This is a genomic window from Microbacterium sp. UNCCL10, assembly GCF_000746195.1.
GTDB lineage: Bacteria > Actinomycetota > Actinomycetes > Actinomycetales > Microbacteriaceae > Microbacterium > Microbacterium saccharophilum.
Window position 1 is genome coordinate 1,153,598 of the sequence record NZ_JQKT01000007.1, and the last position, 15,564, is coordinate 1,169,161.

Below are 15,564 nucleotides of genomic sequence, written 5' to 3' on the forward strand. Positions count from 1 at the left end.
ATGGGAGCGGTGAACCGCCTCTATCGACGTGCGCGCTTCTTCGTGCGCCGCATCGTCTCCTTCGACCGGGAGCGCGTGCTGCAGTTCGCGCGCCAGTCGGCGAGGCTGTCGAAGGCGCCGGTGTGGTGGGTCGCCCTCGACATGGCCTGGTGCGCCGTCCGCTACGAGACGACGTTCGAGAACTACTCGGAGTGGGACTTCCGCATCCTCCGGGGCCGTGAGCGTCGCACCTACATGACCGACCCGAAGTCGTTCCACCTCTCCCGCAAGCTCAACGACAACACGCAGCGCGCGATCTTCGACGACAAGCTGGAGTTCGCGGCCCGCTTCGGCGACGAGCTCGGCCGGGACTGGCTCGATGTGGCGAAGACCGACGTCGAGCAGCTCGCGCAGTTCGTCCGCCGCTTCGACCGCATCATCACGAAGAACCCGGGCGGCGTGGGCGGCAACGGCATCACGATGCGCGCCGCCGCCGACATCCACGACGTCGCGGCACTCCGTGCCGAGCTCCTCGCCTCCGGCCAGACGCTCGTCGAAGAGGTGCTCGTGCAGCACCCGGAGATGGCCCGGCTGTACCCCGGGAGCGTCAACTCGCTGCGTATGGTGACCTACCTCGACCCGGACGGCGACGTGCATCTGCTGGCCGCGGTGCTGAAGGTCGGCAACGGCGGCGTCATCGACAACTTCAGCAACGGCGGCATGTACACGATGCTCGACGAGGCGGGGCGCGCGCTGCACGCCGCGAGCGACGAGGAGGGCCGGCCGTTCGAGACGCACCCCATCACGGGCGTCGAGATCACCGGCTATCAGGTGCCGCTGTATCCGGAGATCCTCGAGCTCGTCGACCGCCTGGCGCGTCGGGTGCCCGCGCTGCCGTACATCGGCTGGGACATCGCGATCACACCGGAGCGTCCCGTCGTCATCGAGGGCAACCACAACACCGGAGTCTTCCAGTCGAAGCCGTCGGTCTCCGGCATCCGTCAGGGCCTGCTGCCGCGCTACCGCGCTGCGATGCGGTTCTGACGTCCAACGACGGTTAGGGTCGAATCCATGGGTCAGGGTCGTGTGCGTCTCGGGTATCTCCTCAACCGGGCCCGCAACATCCGGCCGGGGAACCTCGTCGAGTTCGCCCGCCAGACGCAGAAGGTCTCCAAGGCCCCGCTGCCCGTCATCATCGCGGACATGCTGTGGTGCTCGGTGAAGTACGACATGGGGTTCCGCGACTACGCCGTGTGGGACATCCGGCTCCTGAACGCGAAGGAGCGCGCCACCTGGATGACGCACCCCAAGTCGTTCCGGGTGACGCGGATGTACAACACGCCGGAGGGGCGCGCGAAGCTCGAGGACAAGCGGCGCTTCGCCCGCGAGTACGCCGATCTTCTGGGCCGGGAGTCCATCGACCTGCGCGATGTCGACGACACGGAGCTGGCGGCCTTCCTGGCCCGGCACCCCAAGGTCCTCGCGAAGCCGAACGACGGGCACGGCGGCGGCGGCATCGACCTGCATGAGACCGGGCCGGGCACCGACCCGGCCGCATTCCGCGCCGAGGTCACCGGCAGGGGGCAGACGATGATCGACGAGTTCATCGTCCAGCATCCCGACATGTCGGCGCTCTACCCGGACAGCGTCAACACCGTCCGGCTCATCACGTTCCTCGACAAGGCCGGCGTCGTGCACCTGCTGGCGGCGGTGCTGCGCATCGGAAACGGCGCGGTCATCGACAACTTCGCCTCCGGCGGCATGTTCACGATGCTCGACGAGCACGGCGTCGCCCTGTACCCGGGCGTCGACAAGAACAGCAACGTCTACCCCGAGCATCCCGTCACGCACACGCCGATCGTCGGCTTCCAGGTCCCGCTGTACGACCAGGTGGTGGAGCTCGCGTTCGCGCTCGCCCGCCGTACCCCGGAAGCGCCGTACGTCGGCTGGGACCTCGCGATCACCCCGAGCGGCCCCGTCGTCATCGAGGGCAACCACAACTCCAGCGTGTTCCAGCCGAAGCCGTCCGCCTCCGGCGTCCGCACGGGCCTCCTTCCCGTCTACCGCGCCGCGATCGGGTTCTGAGCCGCGGCCCCGGCATCCGTTCCGGGGGAACGACGAAGCGCCGAGGGGCTGGGCCGCCTCGGCGCTTCGGTGATCGTGGGTGGGCGTCAGACCGCTTCGGTCAGACGGGCCGTCTCGTCGTGCCACGACGTGGCGATGGAGCGCAGCTTCTCCTCGTACTTGCGGCCGTGGTGCGCGCAGAACAGGAGTTCGCTGCCGTTGACCTCGGCGGCGATGTAGGCCTGTGCGCCGCAGGAGTCGCAGCGGTCGGCGGCGCTCAGGCGGTACTCGAGGACGGCGGGGGACTCTGTGGTGGTCGACATGCTCATTCTGGGTGCCTCCTCGTTGACGTCAAGATCCGGTCCGGTCATGAAATACAACCACGCGGATGTTTCGAGAATGCCGCGATCCGGTCACATTTCGCTGTGCGCGTACCGTGAGTCGCGCCGCGGGGCGGGAACCGGCCCGATGGCGCGTGTGTCTGCGGGGCCGGGGGACCGGCCCCGGATACGCTAGAGGATTGTGACAGCCGAGTATTCCGCCCATCACCTCCAGGTGCTCGAAGGGCTCGAGGCCGTCCGCAAGCGCCCCGGCATGTACATCGGATCGACGGATTCGCGTGGTCTCATGCACTGCGTCTGGGAGATCATCGACAACTCCGTCGACGAGGCCTTGGGTGGCCACGGCTCGCGCATCGACATCCTCCTGCATGCCGACGGGAGCGTCGAGGTCCGCGACCGCGCCCGCGGCATCCCCGTCGACGTCGAGCCGCGCACCGGTCTCAGCGGCGTCGAGGTCGTCTTCACGAAGCTGCACGCCGGCGGCAAGTTCGGCGGCGGCTCGTACGGCTCCTCCGGCGGGCTGCACGGCGTCGGCGCATCGGTCGTCAACGCCCTCTCCGAGCGTCTCGACGTCGAGGTCGACCGCGGCGGGAAGACGTGGGCCATGTCGTTCCACCGCGGCGAGCCGGGCCTGTTCGCCGGTGACGCGCCGGACTCGCCGTTCACCCCGTTCGAGAAGTCGTCCGACCTGCGCGTCGTCGGCAAGGTCGCCAAGGGCGTCACCGGCACCCGCATCCGGTATTGGGCCGACCGGCAGATCTTCACGAAGGATGCCAGCTTCCACCTCGATGAGCTCGTCCAGCGCGCACGGCAGACGGCGTTCCTCGTGCCGGGCCTGGAGATCGTCATCGCCGACGAGCGCGGCCCCGAGCGCGTGGAGACGAGTTACCGCTTCGACGGCGGCATCTCGGAGTTCGCCGACTTCCTCGCCCCCGACTCCGGCCTCACCGACACGTGGCGTCTGACGGGCTCGGGCACCTTCACCGAGACCGTGCCCGTGCTGCAGCCGACGGGGGCCATGGTCCCCACCGACGTCGAGCGCGAATGCCAGGTCGACATCGCCCTGCGCTGGGGGACCGGCTACGAGACGACGAGCCGCTCGTTCGCCAACATCATCTCCACGCCGAAGGGCGGCACCCACCAGCAGGGCTTCGAGCAGGGTCTCATGAAGGTCGTGCGCGGGCAGATCGATCAGAACGCGCGCAAGCTCAAGGTCGGCGCGAACGAGAAGATCGAGAAGGACGACATCCTCGCCGGTCTCACCTGCGTCCTGACCGTGCGCCTGCCCGAACCGCAGTTCGAGGGGCAGACGAAGGAGATCCTCGGCACGCCCGCCGTCCGCAACATCGTCGCGAACGTCGTCCAGCGCGAGCTCACCGCACGTTTCACCTCGTCCAAGCGCGACGACAAGGCCCAGACCGCGCTGCTCCTGGACAAGGTCGTCGCGGAGATGAAGGCGCGCATCTCGGCGCGCACGCACAAGGAGACCCAGCGGCGGAAGAACGCCCTGGAGTCCTCTTCGCTGCCGGCGAAGCTCGCCGACTGCCGTACGAACGACGTCGCCCAGTCCGAGCTGTTCATCGTCGAGGGCGACTCGGCGCTGGGCACCGCCAAGCACGCCCGCAACAGCGAGTACCAGGCGCTGCTGCCCATCCGGGGCAAGATCCTCAACGTGCAGAAGGCGTCGGTGAGCGACATGCTCTCCAACGCGGAGTGCGCGGCCATCATCCAGGTGATCGGCGCCGGATCCGGCCGCTCCTTCGACCTGTCGGCGGCGCGGTACGGGAAGATCATCCTGATGAGCGACGCCGACGTCGACGGCGCCCACATCCGCACGCTGCTGCTGACCCTCTTCTTCCGGTACATGCGTCCGCTCATCGAGGAAGGGCACGTGTATGCCGCGGTTCCGCCGCTGCACCGGGTGATCGTGGTGAACCCCGGCTCCAAGCCCAACGACACGGTCTACACCTACTCCGAGCAGGAGCTGCACACGCTGCTGGCCAAGCTGCAGAAGTCGGGCAAGCGCTGGCAGGAGCCCGTGCAGCGTTACAAGGGCCTCGGCGAGATGGATGCCGATCAGCTGGCCACGACGACGATGGACCGCGCCGGGCGCACCCTCCGCCGCGTCCGCGTCCAGGATGCCGAGGCCGCGGCGCACGTGTTCGAGCTGCTGATGGGCAGCGACGTGGCCCCGCGCCGCGACTTCATCGTCTCCTCGAGCGACCGCCTGAACCGCGAGGCCATCGACGCCTGACGCGAGGACCTACTCCTGGACCTCCCAGACGGGACCTGGCTCCACGGCCCACTCCACGAACGAGCGCGCGCGCCCGTCTTCGGCGAACTCGATGACCCAGAGGTTCGCGTACACGCTGCCGCCGGCGTAATCGGTGCGCCCCTGGATGATGCCGGTGCCGGCGGTGAGCGCCAGGGGCGCACCCTCGAACGTCCAGGTTCCCGGCTCGTCCCGGTGCGCTCGCCAGCCCGCGACGATGGCGTCGGCTCCGACCCATGGCTCCGCGTCCCAGGGACTTCCGGCGTAGGTGGCGTCGTCGGTGAACAGGGCACGGATGTCGTCCGGCTCGTTCGACCGCCAGGCGACGAGGTAGCGGTCGAGCCAGTTCTGCAGAATGTCGTCCATCCCGCAGGTCTACCTCAGGGTGCCGACAGCGGTGCCGACAGCGGCGTCGGACAGCGGCGTCGGCGATCAGCCGACGACGGTGCCGATCGCGCCGATGACCGCCTCGAGCGGCTGCCCCGAGGCGTCCCGCTTCGCGCCGGCTGCCGGCAGGGCGCGCACGGCGCCGTCCGTGCCGACGGCGCGTGGGTCGGAGCCGACCCAGGCGAGGGTCAGCGTGTCCTCGCCCTTCAGGAACCGCTGGGCGCGCACACCGCCGGTGGCGCGACCCTTGGCCGGGAACTCCGCCAGCGCGGTGACCTTGCCGCTGCCGGGGTCGGCGCCGGCGAGGGCCTGGTTGGACCCGGCGATCGTGACGACGACGGCATCCTCATCCCCGGGTGCGACGGTGCCGAAGAAGACGACGCTCTCGCCGTCCGCGACCCGGATGCCGGCCATTCCGCCGGCGGAGCGGCCCTGCGGGCGGACGGCGTCCGCCCCGAAGCGCAGCAGCTGCGCGTCCGTCGTCGCGAAGACGAGTTCGACGTCGTCCGGCGCCGGGGCCGCGCCGACGACGCGGTCACCGTCCTTCAGCGCGATGATCTCGACGTCGTGCTTCGTCCCGAGCTCGGTGGCCGCGACGCGCTTGACGACGCCCTGGGCCGTGCCGATCGCGATGACCGGCGCCTCGACGAGCGGCACGACGGCGACGACATGCTCGCCGCCGGAGAGCCCGAGGTACTGGTCGGCCTTCGTGCCGGCGGCCAGCTGCACCGAGTTGCCGGGGACGGACGGCAGGTCGACGGGGGAGAAGCGGATGAGGCGCCCGGCCGAGGTCACGGCACCCAGGTCGCCGCGGGTCGTCGCATCGACGCCGGAGCGGACGGCGTCGTGCTTCGACCGGCGCGCCGGCGGGACGATGCCGCCGCCGAGGGTGTCGACGGCGAGCTCGGCGCGCACCATCCGGCCCGTCGCGGAGAGGAACACACGGCACGGGGCGTCGGCGATCTGGAGGTCGGCCGGCGCGGCGGCCCGCGAGCGGGAGGCGACGGGTCCGCCGTTGAGGAGCAGGGTGCGCCGTGGCGTCCCGTAGGCGTCGGCGGCGGCATCCAGCTCCCGCGCGACCTGCGCGCGCAGCAGGGTGTCGCTGGCCAGCAGCTCCTCGAGGTGCGCGATCTCCGCCTTCAGCGCGTCGCGCTCGGTCTCCAGCTCGACACGGGAGAACTTCGTGAGACGGCGCAGCCGCAGCTCGAGGATGTACTCCGCCTGCGCCTCGGACAGGTCGAACACGTCGCGGAGACGCTGGCGCGCCTGCTCGGAGTCGTCGGAGGTCCTGATGACCTGGATGACCTCGTCGATGTCGAGGATCGCGATGAGGAGACCCTCGACGAGGTGCAGGCGCTCCTGCCGGCGGCCGAGGCGGTGACGGGAACGACGGGTGACGACCTGGATGCGGTGGTCGAGGTAGACGCGGAGGAGCTCCTTGAGTCCGAGCGTCTGCGGCTGCCCGTCGACGAGCGCGACGTTGTTGATGCCGAAGGAGTCCTCCAGCGGGGTCAGCCGGTACAGCTGCTCGAGCACGGCGGCCGGGTCGAAGCCCGTCTTGATGCCGATGACCAGGCGCAGTCCGTGGTTGCGGTCGGTGAGGTCGGTGACGTCGGCGATGCCGGTGAGCTTCTTCGCGCCGACGGCATCCTTGATCTTCTCGATGACCCGTTCGGGACCCACCATGTACGGCAGCTCCGTCACGACGAGGCCGGTTCGGCGGGGCCCGACCGACTCGATCGACACCTTCGCGCGGGTGCGGAACGAGCCCCGCCCGCTCGCGTAGGCGTCCTTCACGCCGTCCAGGCCGACGATGACGCCGCCGCCGGGCAGGTCGGGGCCGGGCACGAACTCCATCAGCTCATCGAGCGTCGCGTCGGGGTGGTCGAGGAGGTGGACTGCGGCGGCGACGACCTCGATGAGGTTGTGCGGTGCCATGTTCGTCGCCATGCCGACCGCGATGCCGGTCGTGCCGTTGACGAGGAGGTTCGGGAACGCGGCCGCCAGCACCTCGGGCTGCTGGAACTGGCCGTCGTAGTTCGGGATGAAGTCGACGACGTCCTCGTCGAGGTTCTCCGCCAGCGCGAGGGCCGCGGGTGCGAGCCGCGCCTCGGTGTAGCGGGCGGCGGCGGGGCCGTCGTCGAGGGAGCCGAAGTTGCCGTGGCCGTCCACGAGCGGGACCCGCAGGGCGAAGTCCTGCGCGAGGCGCACGAGGGCGTCGTAGATGGCGGAGTCGCCGTGCGGGTGCAGCTTGCCCATGACCTCGCCGACGACTCGCGCGCTCTTGACGTGACCGCGGTCGGGGCGGAGGCCCATCTCCGCCATCTGGTACAGGATGCGGCGCTGCACGGGCTTGAGCCCGTCGCGCGCGTCGGGCAGTGCGCGGGAGTAGATGACGGAGTACGCGTACTCCAGGAACGACCCCTGCATCTCCGCGGAGACGTCGACGTCTTCGATGCGTCCCTCGTCGATGGGCGCGGGTTCGGTGCGCGAAGCTGCCATGGAACTGAGGGGTCCTCCGGTGACGGGAAAAGAGGCCCGTCCGCCGTGTGCGAGACTGGCCCCGATGTCTCTCAGCCTACCCGCGGACCCGCCGTCGGCCCGGAGCCTCACCGGTGTCGTGCCGCAGGTCCTGGCCTCGATGTCGGGCGGAGCGGACTGGTTCCCGTCGGCCCGGTCGGCGGTCATCCTCGTTGTGGACGGCCTCGGCCGCGGCAACCTCGCCGCGCGCGCCGGGCACGCGCGCTTCCTCGCGCAGCGCATGGCGAAGAAGGACTCCGCCCGCACGGTCTTCCCGTCGACGACCGCCGTCGCCCTGACGAGCCTCCTGACGGGGGTGGATGCCGGCGTGCACGGCATCGTCGGCTACCGCGCACGGGTGCCCGGCACCGACAGCGCACCGAACCAGCTGAAGGGATGGGAGACCGACGGGCTCGACCCGATGACATGGCAGCGCGCCGAGCCGCTCCTCGCCCGGGAGTCCGCGGCCGGCCGGCCCTGCTTCGTCGTGTCGCGGCCGTTGTACGCGGGCACCGGCTTCACACGCGCCATCCAGCGCGGCGCGACGTTCGTCGGCGCCGCGCACCTCACCGAGCGGGTCGCGCAGGCGGCGGCGCTCGCGGCCGACCACGACGGGGCGCTGGTCTACCTGTACGCGCCGGAGCTCGACACGATCGGCCATGCGCAGGGGTGGGAGAGCGCGGCGTGGACCTCGAGCCTCGAGTCCGTCGACGCGGCCGCGCGCCTCCTCGAGGAGCGCCTCCCGCGCGACGTCGGCGCGCTGGTCACCGCCGACCACGGGATGGTCGATGTGCCGCGCCACCGCCAGATCCTCCTGGGCGACGGCGAGCCCCTCCTGGACGGCGTGCGCCTCGTGGCGGGGGAGCCGAGGATGCTGCACCTGTACGCCGAGGACGGCGAGGCGGCCGGCGTACTGGCCCGCTGGCGCGCGGCGGAGTCGCACCGCTCCTGGGTGATGGGACGGGACGAGGCGGTCTCCGCCGGGCTGTTCGGTCCGGAGGTCGACCCGGCCGTGGCGCCGCGGATCGGCGATGTGCTCGTCGCCGCACGGTCAGCGGTGGTGTACTACGACGACCGTCTCGCGGACAGGAAGCCGCAGAACATGATCGGCCAGCACGGGTCCCTGACCGATCAGGAGCGGATCGTCCCGCTCATCCGCCTCGGCGCGTTCGCGCGCTGAGACGGGCTCAGCCGTCTTCCGTGCGTGCCCCGAAGACGATCTCATCCCAGGACGGCATCGACGTGCGCCCCTTGCGCTTGCCGAGGTCGGCCGTGGTCGCCTCATCGGGCCGCGGCTGCTCGACGGACTCCGGCTCGGGGACGATGTCGTCGTATCCGGGCTCGAGCGCATCGAAGAGGGCGACCGGCGCGTGCGGATGGGCATCGGCGTGCTCGTCCGACGGCATGGGCTCGCGCTGACCACGGCGACGCCGCAGCGCCTCCAGCAGGTCGGCGGTCTCCGCCGAGGTCACACCCTGGTCGGGCGCCCGCTTGATGGCGGCCTCCTGCACGGCCGCCGTGGCGGGCGTGCGCAGCTCGGGCTGGTCGTCGGCGTCCGCCTCGACGATGCGCCGCGGTCCGAACGCCCCGCTGTCGAAGCGCGAGGCATCCTTCAGCGGCGAGGAGTCGAGAGCGCGCAGCCGGGGGATGAGGCCCTCCGGCAGGGACCCCTGCCGGGAGAGCTGCACGGCGTCGGAGTTCTGCGGTGCGAGCGTGGAGCGGCGCGGGTCGAACGACCAGCGGGCATCGTGGTCGACCTCGTTCGCGACGAACTCGAGCTTCACGACCCAGCCGGTCTGCTCGCGCCAGCTCGACCAGCGCTCACCGGACGCGCCCGCCTCGGCGAGCTTCGCACGCACGGCCGCGCCGAAGGTCGGCTGGGCATCGGGTTCGATGTCGCCGCCCATGAGGACGGGGACGGCGAGAGCCTGACCCACGATGTGGTCGCGCTCCGCGAGCACAGGGCCTTCGTAGCGGGCGACGTCCTCGACCCGCACGCCGAGCAGCGCCGCCACCTCTTCGGCCGACAGGCCGGAGCGGATGTGGGACTGGATCTCACGGGGACTCGGGCGAGCCGCGCGCGGCTCCGCATCGCGTGGCGCGCGGCGCAGCTGCGCCCGCAGCGTCTCGTCGACGGGCAGCGTGAAACGCTCCCCGGACTCCGTGGCGAGGACGAGGATGCCCTCTTCGGTCCCGATGACTTTGAGCTGCTCCATGCGAAACACCCCTCCCGATCCTGCGTGTGCGGCCCATGCTGTCACAGCGCTCGCCCGTCGCCGGGAATATCGAGGGCGCGCCGTGAGTTTCAGGGGACGCATCGATGCGAGGGCGGCCCACCCGAGCCGCATTTGCGAAAAGCACCTCGGTCATGCAAACTATCGCCGCCCCATCGGGCCCACAGCACCTCCTGGAAGTAGAGACGTTCGAGCATGGCTACGGATTACGACGCCCCCCGCAAGACCGAAGACGACAGCGAGTCGATCGAGGCCCTGAAGGAGCGCGTCCCCGACAAGATGTCCGGCGCCGTCGACAACGAGGATGCCGACAACCCGTCCGGCTTCGAGCTGCCCGGTGCGGACCTTTCCGACCTCGAGCTCGACGTCGTCGTGCTGCCCCCGCAGGAGGACGAGTTCACCTGTGTCGAGTGCTTCCTCGTCAAGCACCGCACCCAGATCGACCACGAGACCGGCGCCGGCGCGATCTGCGTGGAGTGCGCGGCCTGATCTCCGCCGCGTCAGCGCACTGACTGTGCGCGACGGATCGCCGCGATCACCCGGTCGGGCGTGCGCGTCGAGAAGACCCATTCGGTGACGGGATCCTCCGCATCCCGGACCGGGACCCGCACCACGCCGTCGACCCCGCCGCGCAGCAGATGCCAGGCGTCACGGCTGAGCCCGGGCCCGCGCGCCTGACGGGCGTCCTCCCCGGTCGCGCCGACGGGGTCGCCGAGGTCCGCGACGTCGATGTGCGCGCGGCCGACGCGGAGCTCGCCCCCGTGGACGGCGACGACCGGCGCCATGAGGATCATCCCCGCCACGAGCGCGATCCCCGCGACGGCTCCGATGACCAGAGCGAGCGTCGCGTCGATCGGCACGAAGACGAGCGCGATCATGGGACCGCCCACCGCGGCGCCCACGAGCGCCCAGAGCGAGGGGCTCAGGCGCTCCCGATACCCGGCGGCTGCGGGCCGCGTGCCGGCTGCGGTCATGTGCATTAGCCTCATCTGGTGATCGAATCCGTGGACGTTCCCATTATCGCGTCGCAGGTTCCCGTCTACGCACACCCCGGCGACGCGGGGGCCGACCTGGTCTCCGCCGAATCGGTCCGTCTGGAGCCCGGCCGTCGCGCGCTCGTCGGCACGGGGGTACGCATCGCCCTCCCCGACGGGTACGTGGCCTTCGTCGTGCCGCGCAGCGGCCTGGCGGCCAAGCACGGGATCACGATCGTCAACGCGCCCGGCACCGTGGACGCCGGATACCGCGGCGAGATCAAGGTGTCCCTTCTGAACACCGACCTCGACAGCGCGTTCGACATCGCCCCCGGCGACCGCATCGCCCAGCTCATCGTGATGCAGGTCCCGCGCGCCACCTTCCTCCCGGTCACGACCCTCGAGGGCAGCGCCCGCGGCGACGGCGGGTTCGGGTCCACCGGCATCACGACAGGAGCCGCCTCATGAGCGACGACATCACCGACGGCGGCACCGCCGACCGCGCCAGCACCGGACCCTTCGACGAGTCCGAGGCCAATCCCGTCCGGCCGTACATCGACCTCGGCGGCATCAAGATCCTTCCGCGCGAGGGCTTGAACCTCCGCCTCGAGGTGGAGGAGCAGACCAAGCGCATCGTGGCGGTCGGACTCGACTACGCCGGCTCGACCCTGCAGGTGCAGCCGTTCGCGGCGCCCCGGTCGACGGGGCTGTGGGATGAGACACGTGACCAGATCCGCCAGCAGATCCGTCAGCAGGGCGGGCGCGTCGAGGAGCGCGAGGGGCCGCTGGGCCACGAGCTGCTCGCCGAGGTGCCGGTCGTCGCCGGAGCGGACGGCACGGCGGGCAAGCGCCTCGCGCGGTTCGTCGGCGTCGACGGTCCGCGCTGGTTCCTGCGCGGCGTGATCGGGGGCGCGGCCACGAGCGACGTCGAAGCGGCGGCGCAGGTCGAGGACCTCTTCCGCTCCATCGTCGTCGTCCGGGGCGGCACGCCGATGCCGCCGCGCGATCTCATCCCACTGAAGATGCCGGCCTCGCCGGGCACGGCATGAGCGAACCGCGGGACCCCGACCCGCAGCCCACGGCCGCGGAGATCTTCGGGCAGGCCCTCGGCGGCGCCGCCCGAAAGGCCGGGCTGGACCCCGCCAAGGAGGCCAGCACGGGACACGTCGTGTGGTCGGCGATGGGCGGATGGCGGGGCGTCGCGGAGTCCGTCATCCCGGGGCTCGTCTTCATCGTGGTCTACACGCTCACGATCGACCCCGACTCCGGCGACGGCGACCTGTGGCTCTCGCTGGGCCTGTCGGTCGGCATCGCCGCCGTCTTCACCATCGCCCGGCTGATCGCCCGCCAGCCGGTGAGTGCGGCGATCGGCGGACTCCTCGCGGCCGCCGTCGCGGCCGCCTTCGCGGTCTTCACCGGCGACGCCGCCAACAACTTCATCCCCGGCTTCATCACGAACGCGGTCTACGGCACCGCCCTGCTGATCTCGGCCCTCCTCGGGTGGTCCCTCATCGGCCTGGCCGCCGGATTCCTCATGGGGGAGGGCACCGCCTGGCGCGCGGACAAGCGCAAGCGGCGCGTCTTCTCCTGGCTCGCGATCGCCTGGGCGGCGCTGTTCTTCCTGCGCCTCGGCGTGCAGCTGCCGTTCTACCTCGCCGACGATGTGACGACGCTCGGCACCCTCAAACTCGTCATGGGCCTGCCGCTGTTCGCGCCGCTCGTGGCCGTCACCTGGCTCGCCGTCCGCGCACTCTACGGGCGCCGCGACGCATGATAGATTTATCTTGATATCAAGATAAATCTTCCCGGTCACGGTTAGGCCGTCCTCACTGGCACGGGGCGCCGAGGGCAGGGAAGATGAAGGGCGGGGCCCCAGTCCCGTGAATCGCCGACGAAGGAGACCAGACGTGTCGACAGTTGACAGCTTCGGAGCCAAGAGCACCCTGACAGTCGGCGACACCGACTACGAGATCTTCCGGATCGACACGGTCCCCGGCTACGACAAGCTCCCGTTCAGCCTCAAGGTGCTGCTGGAGAACCTCCTCCGCACCGAGGACGGCGCGAACGTCACGAAGGAGCAGATCGAGGCGCTCGGGTCGTGGGATGCGAACGCCGAGCCGAACACCGAGATTCAGTTCACGCCCGCGCGCGTCGTGATGCAGGACTTCACCGGCGTGCCCTGCATCGTCGATCTCGCCACGATGCGCGAAGCCGTCACGGCGCTCGGCGGCGACCCGAAGAAGATCAACCCGCTCTCGCCCGCCGAGATGGTCATCGACCACTCCGTCATCGCCGACCTCTTCGGCACCGAGAACGCCCTCGAGCGCAACGTCGAGATCGAGTACGAGCGCAACGGCGAGCGGTACCAGTTCCTCCGCTGGGGCCAGACCGCCTTCGACGACTTCAAGGTCGTCCCCCCGGGCACCGGCATCGTGCACCAGGTCAACATCGAGCACCTCGCCAAGGTCATCTACGACCGTGAGGTCGGCGGCGTGCTGCGCGCCTACCCGGACACGTGCGTCGGCACCGACTCGCACACCACGATGGTCAACGGCCTGGGCGTGCTCGGCTGGGGCGTCGGCGGCATCGAGGCCGAGGCCGCGATGCTCGGCCAGCCCGTGTCGATGCTCATCCCGCGCGTCGTCGGCTTCAAGCTGAGCGGCGAGATCCCGGCCGGCGTGACCGCGACCGACGTCGTCCTCACGATCACCGACATGCTGCGCAAGCACGGCGTGGTCGGCAAGTTCGTCGAGTTCTACGGCGCTGGCGTGGCCTCGGTGCCGCTGGCCAACCGCGCCACGATCGGCAACATGAGCCCCGAGTTCGGCTCCACCGCAGCGATCTTCCCGATCGACGACGTGACGCTGGAGTACCTGCGCCTCACCGGCCGCGACGAGCAGTCCGTCGCCCTCGTCGAGGCCTACGCCAAGGAGCAGTCGCTCTGGCACGACGCCGACATCGAGCCCGCCTTCAGCGAGTACATGGAGCTCGACCTCTCCACCGTCGTCCCCTCCATCGCCGGCCCGAAGCGCCCGCAGGACCGCATCCTCCTGTCGGAGGCGAAGTCGCAGTTCCAGAAGGACATCCTCAACTACGCGGAGGCCGCCGATGAGGACTCCGTCGAGCTCGAGGGCACCTTCCCGGCGTCCGACCCCGGCACCGCGCCCGGCGTCGAGCACGAGACGGTGTCGGCGAACGGCGTCTCGCACCAGCACGAGGACCAGCACGCCGAGTCGATGCTGCTGTTCAGCGGCTCGAGCCACCCGGCATCCAACCCCGTGCAGGTGACGCCCCCGGAGGGCTCGCCGTACCTGCTCGACAACGGCGCGGTGACCCTCGCCGCGATCACGTCGTGCACGAACACCTCCAACCCGTCGGTCATGATCGCGGCGGGCCTCCTGGCGCGCAAGGCGCGCGAGAAGGGCCTGAAGCAGAAGCCGTGGGTCAAGACCACGCTCGGCCCCGGCTCCAAGGTCGTCACCGACTACTACGAGAAGTCCGGTCTCGACAAGGACCTCGAGGGCCTCGGCTTCTACACCGTCGGCTACGGCTGCACGATCTGCATCGGCAACTCCGGCCCGCTGATCGACGAGGTGTCCCAGGCCGTCAACGACAACGATCTGGCCGTCACGGCCGTCCTCTCCGGCAACCGGAACTTCGAAGGCCGCATCAGCCCCGACGTGAAGATGAACTACCTCGCGTCGCCGCCGCTCGTCGTCGCCTACGCGCTGGCCGGGTCGATGAACTTCGACTTCGAGACCGACGCGCTGGGCAAGGACACCGAGGGCAACGACGTCTTCCTCAAGGACATCTGGCCCGGCACGGAAGAGGTCCAGGAGATCATCGACTCCTCCATCTCGCGCGAGCAGTTCATCAAGCAGTACGCGACCGTGTTCGACGGCGACGAGCGCTGGCAGACCCTGCCGACGCCGACGGGCCCCATCTTCGAGTGGGACCAGGACTCCACCTACGTCCGCAAGGCACCGTACTTCGACGGCATGTCGATGGAGCTCACCCCCGTCGCCGACATCACCGGCGCCCGCGTCATGGCGGCGCTCGGCGACTCCGTGACGACCGACCACATCAGCCCGGCCGGCAACATCAAGGCCGGCACGCCCGCCGCGCAGTACCTCATCGAGCACGGCGTCGCGCAGAAGGACTTCAACTCCTACGGCTCGCGTCGCGGCAACCACGAGGTCATGATCCGCGGCACGTTCGCGAACATCCGGCTCAAGAACGAGCTCGTCGCGGCGGTCAACGGCGGTCAGGTCGTGGAGGGCGGCTACACCCGCGACTTCACGCAGGCCGGCGGCCCGCAGTCGTTCATCTACGACGCCTGCCAGAACTACGCCGCGCAGGGCACCCCGCTCGTCGTGTTCGGCGGCAAGGAGTACGGCTCCGGCTCGTCCCGCGACTGGGCAGCCAAGGGCACGAGCCTCCTGGGCGTCAAGGCCGTCATCACGGAGAGCTTCGAGCGCATTCACCGCTCGAACCTCATCGGCATGGGCGTCGTGCCGCTGCAGTTCCCGGCCGGCGAGAGCTGGAAGTCGCTGGGCCTGGACGGCACCGAGATCGTCTCGATCACGGGTCTCGAGCAGCTCAACGAGGGCGTCACGCCGAAGACGGTCCGCGTCGTCGCCGAGCCGAGCGAGTTCTCGCCGGAGGGCAAGCAGACGATCGAGTTCGACGCGGTCGTGCGCATCGACACCCCCGGAGAGGCGGACTACTACCGCAACGGCGGCATCCTGCAGTACGTGCTGCGCAGCCTCGTCTGACACGCACCGCAACGGGCG

At 70.3% G+C, this 15,564-nt stretch carries 14 protein-coding genes; 9 read left to right on the forward strand and 5 right to left on the reverse strand.

Annotated elements, in window-relative coordinates; genetic code table 11:
• Together BR85_RS05735 and BR85_RS05740 are read left to right on the forward strand one after the other, a co-directional pair.
• Positions 1 to 1,023 (forward strand): sugar-transfer associated ATP-grasp domain-containing protein, encoded by a 1,023-nt coding sequence (locus BR85_RS05735; protein ID WP_028495658.1) that lies wholly within the window; start codon positions 1 to 3, stop codon positions 1,021 to 1,023.
• Positions 1,024 to 1,050: 27 nt separating this feature from the next.
• Positions 1,051 to 2,064: a sugar-transfer associated ATP-grasp domain-containing protein gene (locus tag BR85_RS05740; RefSeq protein WP_028495659.1), complete on the forward strand. Its 1,014-nt coding sequence runs from the start codon at positions 1,051 to 1,053 to the stop codon at positions 2,062 to 2,064.
• Between the two features lie 86 nt (positions 2,065 to 2,150).
• On the opposite strand, the gene BR85_RS05745 is transcribed toward BR85_RS05740, so the two are convergent.
• Positions 2,151 to 2,366 (reverse strand): DUF7455 domain-containing protein, encoded by a 216-nt coding sequence (locus BR85_RS05745; protein WP_028495660.1) that lies wholly within the window; start codon positions 2,364 to 2,366, stop codon positions 2,151 to 2,153.
• A 199-nt stretch (positions 2,367 to 2,565) separates the two neighbouring features.
• Here BR85_RS05745 and BR85_RS05750 point away from each other — a divergent pair, with 199 nt between their 5' ends.
• Positions 2,566 to 4,638, forward strand: a complete 2,073-nt coding sequence (locus tag BR85_RS05750) for a DNA gyrase/topoisomerase IV subunit B (protein ID WP_028495661.1) — start codon at positions 2,566 to 2,568, stop codon at positions 4,636 to 4,638.
• Positions 4,639 to 4,647: 9 nt separating this feature from the next.
• On the opposite strand, the gene BR85_RS05755 is transcribed toward BR85_RS05750, so the two are convergent.
• Both BR85_RS05755 and BR85_RS05760 read right to left on the reverse strand, forming a co-directional pair.
• Positions 4,648 to 5,022: a nuclear transport factor 2 family protein gene (locus tag BR85_RS05755; RefSeq protein ID WP_028495662.1), complete on the reverse strand. Its 375-nt coding sequence runs from the start codon at positions 5,020 to 5,022 to the stop codon at positions 4,648 to 4,650.
• Positions 5,023 to 5,088: 66 nt separating this feature from the next.
• The gene (locus tag BR85_RS05760) at positions 5,089 to 7,545 is read right to left on the reverse strand and encodes a DNA gyrase/topoisomerase IV subunit A (RefSeq protein ID WP_028495663.1); all 2,457 of its coding nucleotides are present in this window, start codon (positions 7,543 to 7,545) and stop codon (positions 5,089 to 5,091) included.
• A 64-nt stretch (positions 7,546 to 7,609) separates the two neighbouring features.
• Between BR85_RS05760 and BR85_RS05765 the strand changes: the two genes are divergently transcribed.
• Entirely contained in the window at positions 7,610 to 8,743 is a 1,134-nt protein-coding gene (locus BR85_RS05765) for an alkaline phosphatase family protein (RefSeq protein ID WP_028495664.1), read from the forward strand.
• 7 nt (positions 8,744 to 8,750) lie between these two features.
• Here BR85_RS05765 and sepH read toward each other — a convergent pair whose 3' ends face one another.
• The gene (sepH, locus tag BR85_RS05770; RefSeq protein WP_028495665.1) at positions 8,751 to 9,779 is read right to left on the reverse strand and encodes a septation protein SepH; all 1,029 of its coding nucleotides are present in this window, start codon (positions 9,777 to 9,779) and stop codon (positions 8,751 to 8,753) included.
• Between the two features lie 213 nt (positions 9,780 to 9,992).
• Between sepH and BR85_RS05775 the strand changes: the two genes are divergently transcribed.
• Positions 9,993 to 10,286, forward strand: a complete 294-nt coding sequence (locus tag BR85_RS05775) for a DUF4193 domain-containing protein (protein WP_028495666.1) — start codon at positions 9,993 to 9,995, stop codon at positions 10,284 to 10,286.
• Positions 10,287 to 10,297: 11 nt separating this feature from the next.
• Here BR85_RS05775 and BR85_RS05780 read toward each other — a convergent pair whose 3' ends face one another.
• Positions 10,298 to 10,771: a DUF3093 domain-containing protein gene (locus BR85_RS05780; protein WP_307725234.1), complete on the reverse strand. Its 474-nt coding sequence runs from the start codon at positions 10,769 to 10,771 to the stop codon at positions 10,298 to 10,300.
• 18 nt (positions 10,772 to 10,789) lie between these two features.
• Here BR85_RS05780 and dut point away from each other — a divergent pair, with 18 nt between their 5' ends.
• The 4 genes from dut (at position 10,790) to BR85_RS05800 (ending at position 15,546) form a co-directional block, all read left to right on the forward strand.
• Positions 10,790 to 11,239 carry a dUTP diphosphatase gene (gene dut / locus BR85_RS05785; protein WP_028495668.1) on the forward strand — a complete coding sequence of 150 codons (450 nt, stop codon included), beginning with the start codon at positions 10,790 to 10,792 and terminating at the stop codon, positions 11,237 to 11,239.
• On the forward strand, positions 11,236 to 11,820 hold the full coding sequence (locus tag BR85_RS05790) for a DUF3710 domain-containing protein (RefSeq protein WP_028495669.1): 585 nt from the start codon (positions 11,236 to 11,238) through the stop codon (positions 11,818 to 11,820). Before dut ends, BR85_RS05790 begins: the two co-directional genes overlap by 4 nt.
• Positions 11,817 to 12,545 (forward strand): DUF3159 domain-containing protein, encoded by a 729-nt coding sequence (locus tag BR85_RS05795; RefSeq protein ID WP_028495670.1) that lies wholly within the window; start codon positions 11,817 to 11,819, stop codon positions 12,543 to 12,545. The genes BR85_RS05790 and BR85_RS05795 overlap by 4 nt, the downstream gene beginning before the upstream one ends.
• A gap of 133 nt (positions 12,546 to 12,678) precedes the next feature.
• On the forward strand, positions 12,679 to 15,546 hold the full coding sequence (locus BR85_RS05800) for an aconitate hydratase (protein WP_028495671.1): 2,868 nt from the start codon (positions 12,679 to 12,681) through the stop codon (positions 15,544 to 15,546).
• The last annotated feature ends 18 nt before the right edge of the window (positions 15,547 to 15,564 follow it).

What these genes read in the sequence shown, in the direction of transcription:
- BR85_RS05755 (WP_028495662.1), bottom strand. Translation starts at nt 5,022, where the DNA reads ATGGACGACATTCTGCAGAACTGGCTCGACCGCTACCTCGTCGCCTGG.
- BR85_RS05775 (WP_028495666.1), top strand. Translation starts at nt 9,993, where the DNA reads ATGGCTACGGATTACGACGCCCCCCGCAAGACCGAAGACGACAGCGAG.
- BR85_RS05760 (WP_028495663.1), bottom strand. Translation starts at nt 7,545, where the DNA reads ATGGCAGCTTCGCGCACCGAACCCGCGCCCATCGACGAGGGACGCATC.
- BR85_RS05765 (WP_028495664.1), top strand. Translation starts at nt 7,610, where the DNA reads ATGTCTCTCAGCCTACCCGCGGACCCGCCGTCGGCCCGGAGCCTCACC.
- BR85_RS05740 (WP_028495659.1), top strand. Translation starts at nt 1,051, where the DNA reads ATGGGTCAGGGTCGTGTGCGTCTCGGGTATCTCCTCAACCGGGCCCGC.
- BR85_RS05790 (WP_028495669.1), top strand. Translation starts at nt 11,236, where the DNA reads ATGAGCGACGACATCACCGACGGCGGCACCGCCGACCGCGCCAGCACC.
- BR85_RS05780 (WP_307725234.1), bottom strand. Translation starts at nt 10,771, where the DNA reads ATGACCGCAGCCGGCACGCGGCCCGCAGCCGCCGGGTATCGGGAGCGC.
- BR85_RS05795 (WP_028495670.1), top strand. Translation starts at nt 11,817, where the DNA reads ATGAGCGAACCGCGGGACCCCGACCCGCAGCCCACGGCCGCGGAGATC.
- BR85_RS05735 (WP_028495658.1), top strand. Translation starts at nt 1, where the DNA reads ATGGGAGCGGTGAACCGCCTCTATCGACGTGCGCGCTTCTTCGTGCGC.
- BR85_RS05745 (WP_028495660.1), bottom strand. Translation starts at nt 2,366, where the DNA reads ATGTCGACCACCACAGAGTCCCCCGCCGTCCTCGAGTACCGCCTGAGC.
- sepH (WP_028495665.1), bottom strand. Translation starts at nt 9,779, where the DNA reads ATGGAGCAGCTCAAAGTCATCGGGACCGAAGAGGGCATCCTCGTCCTC.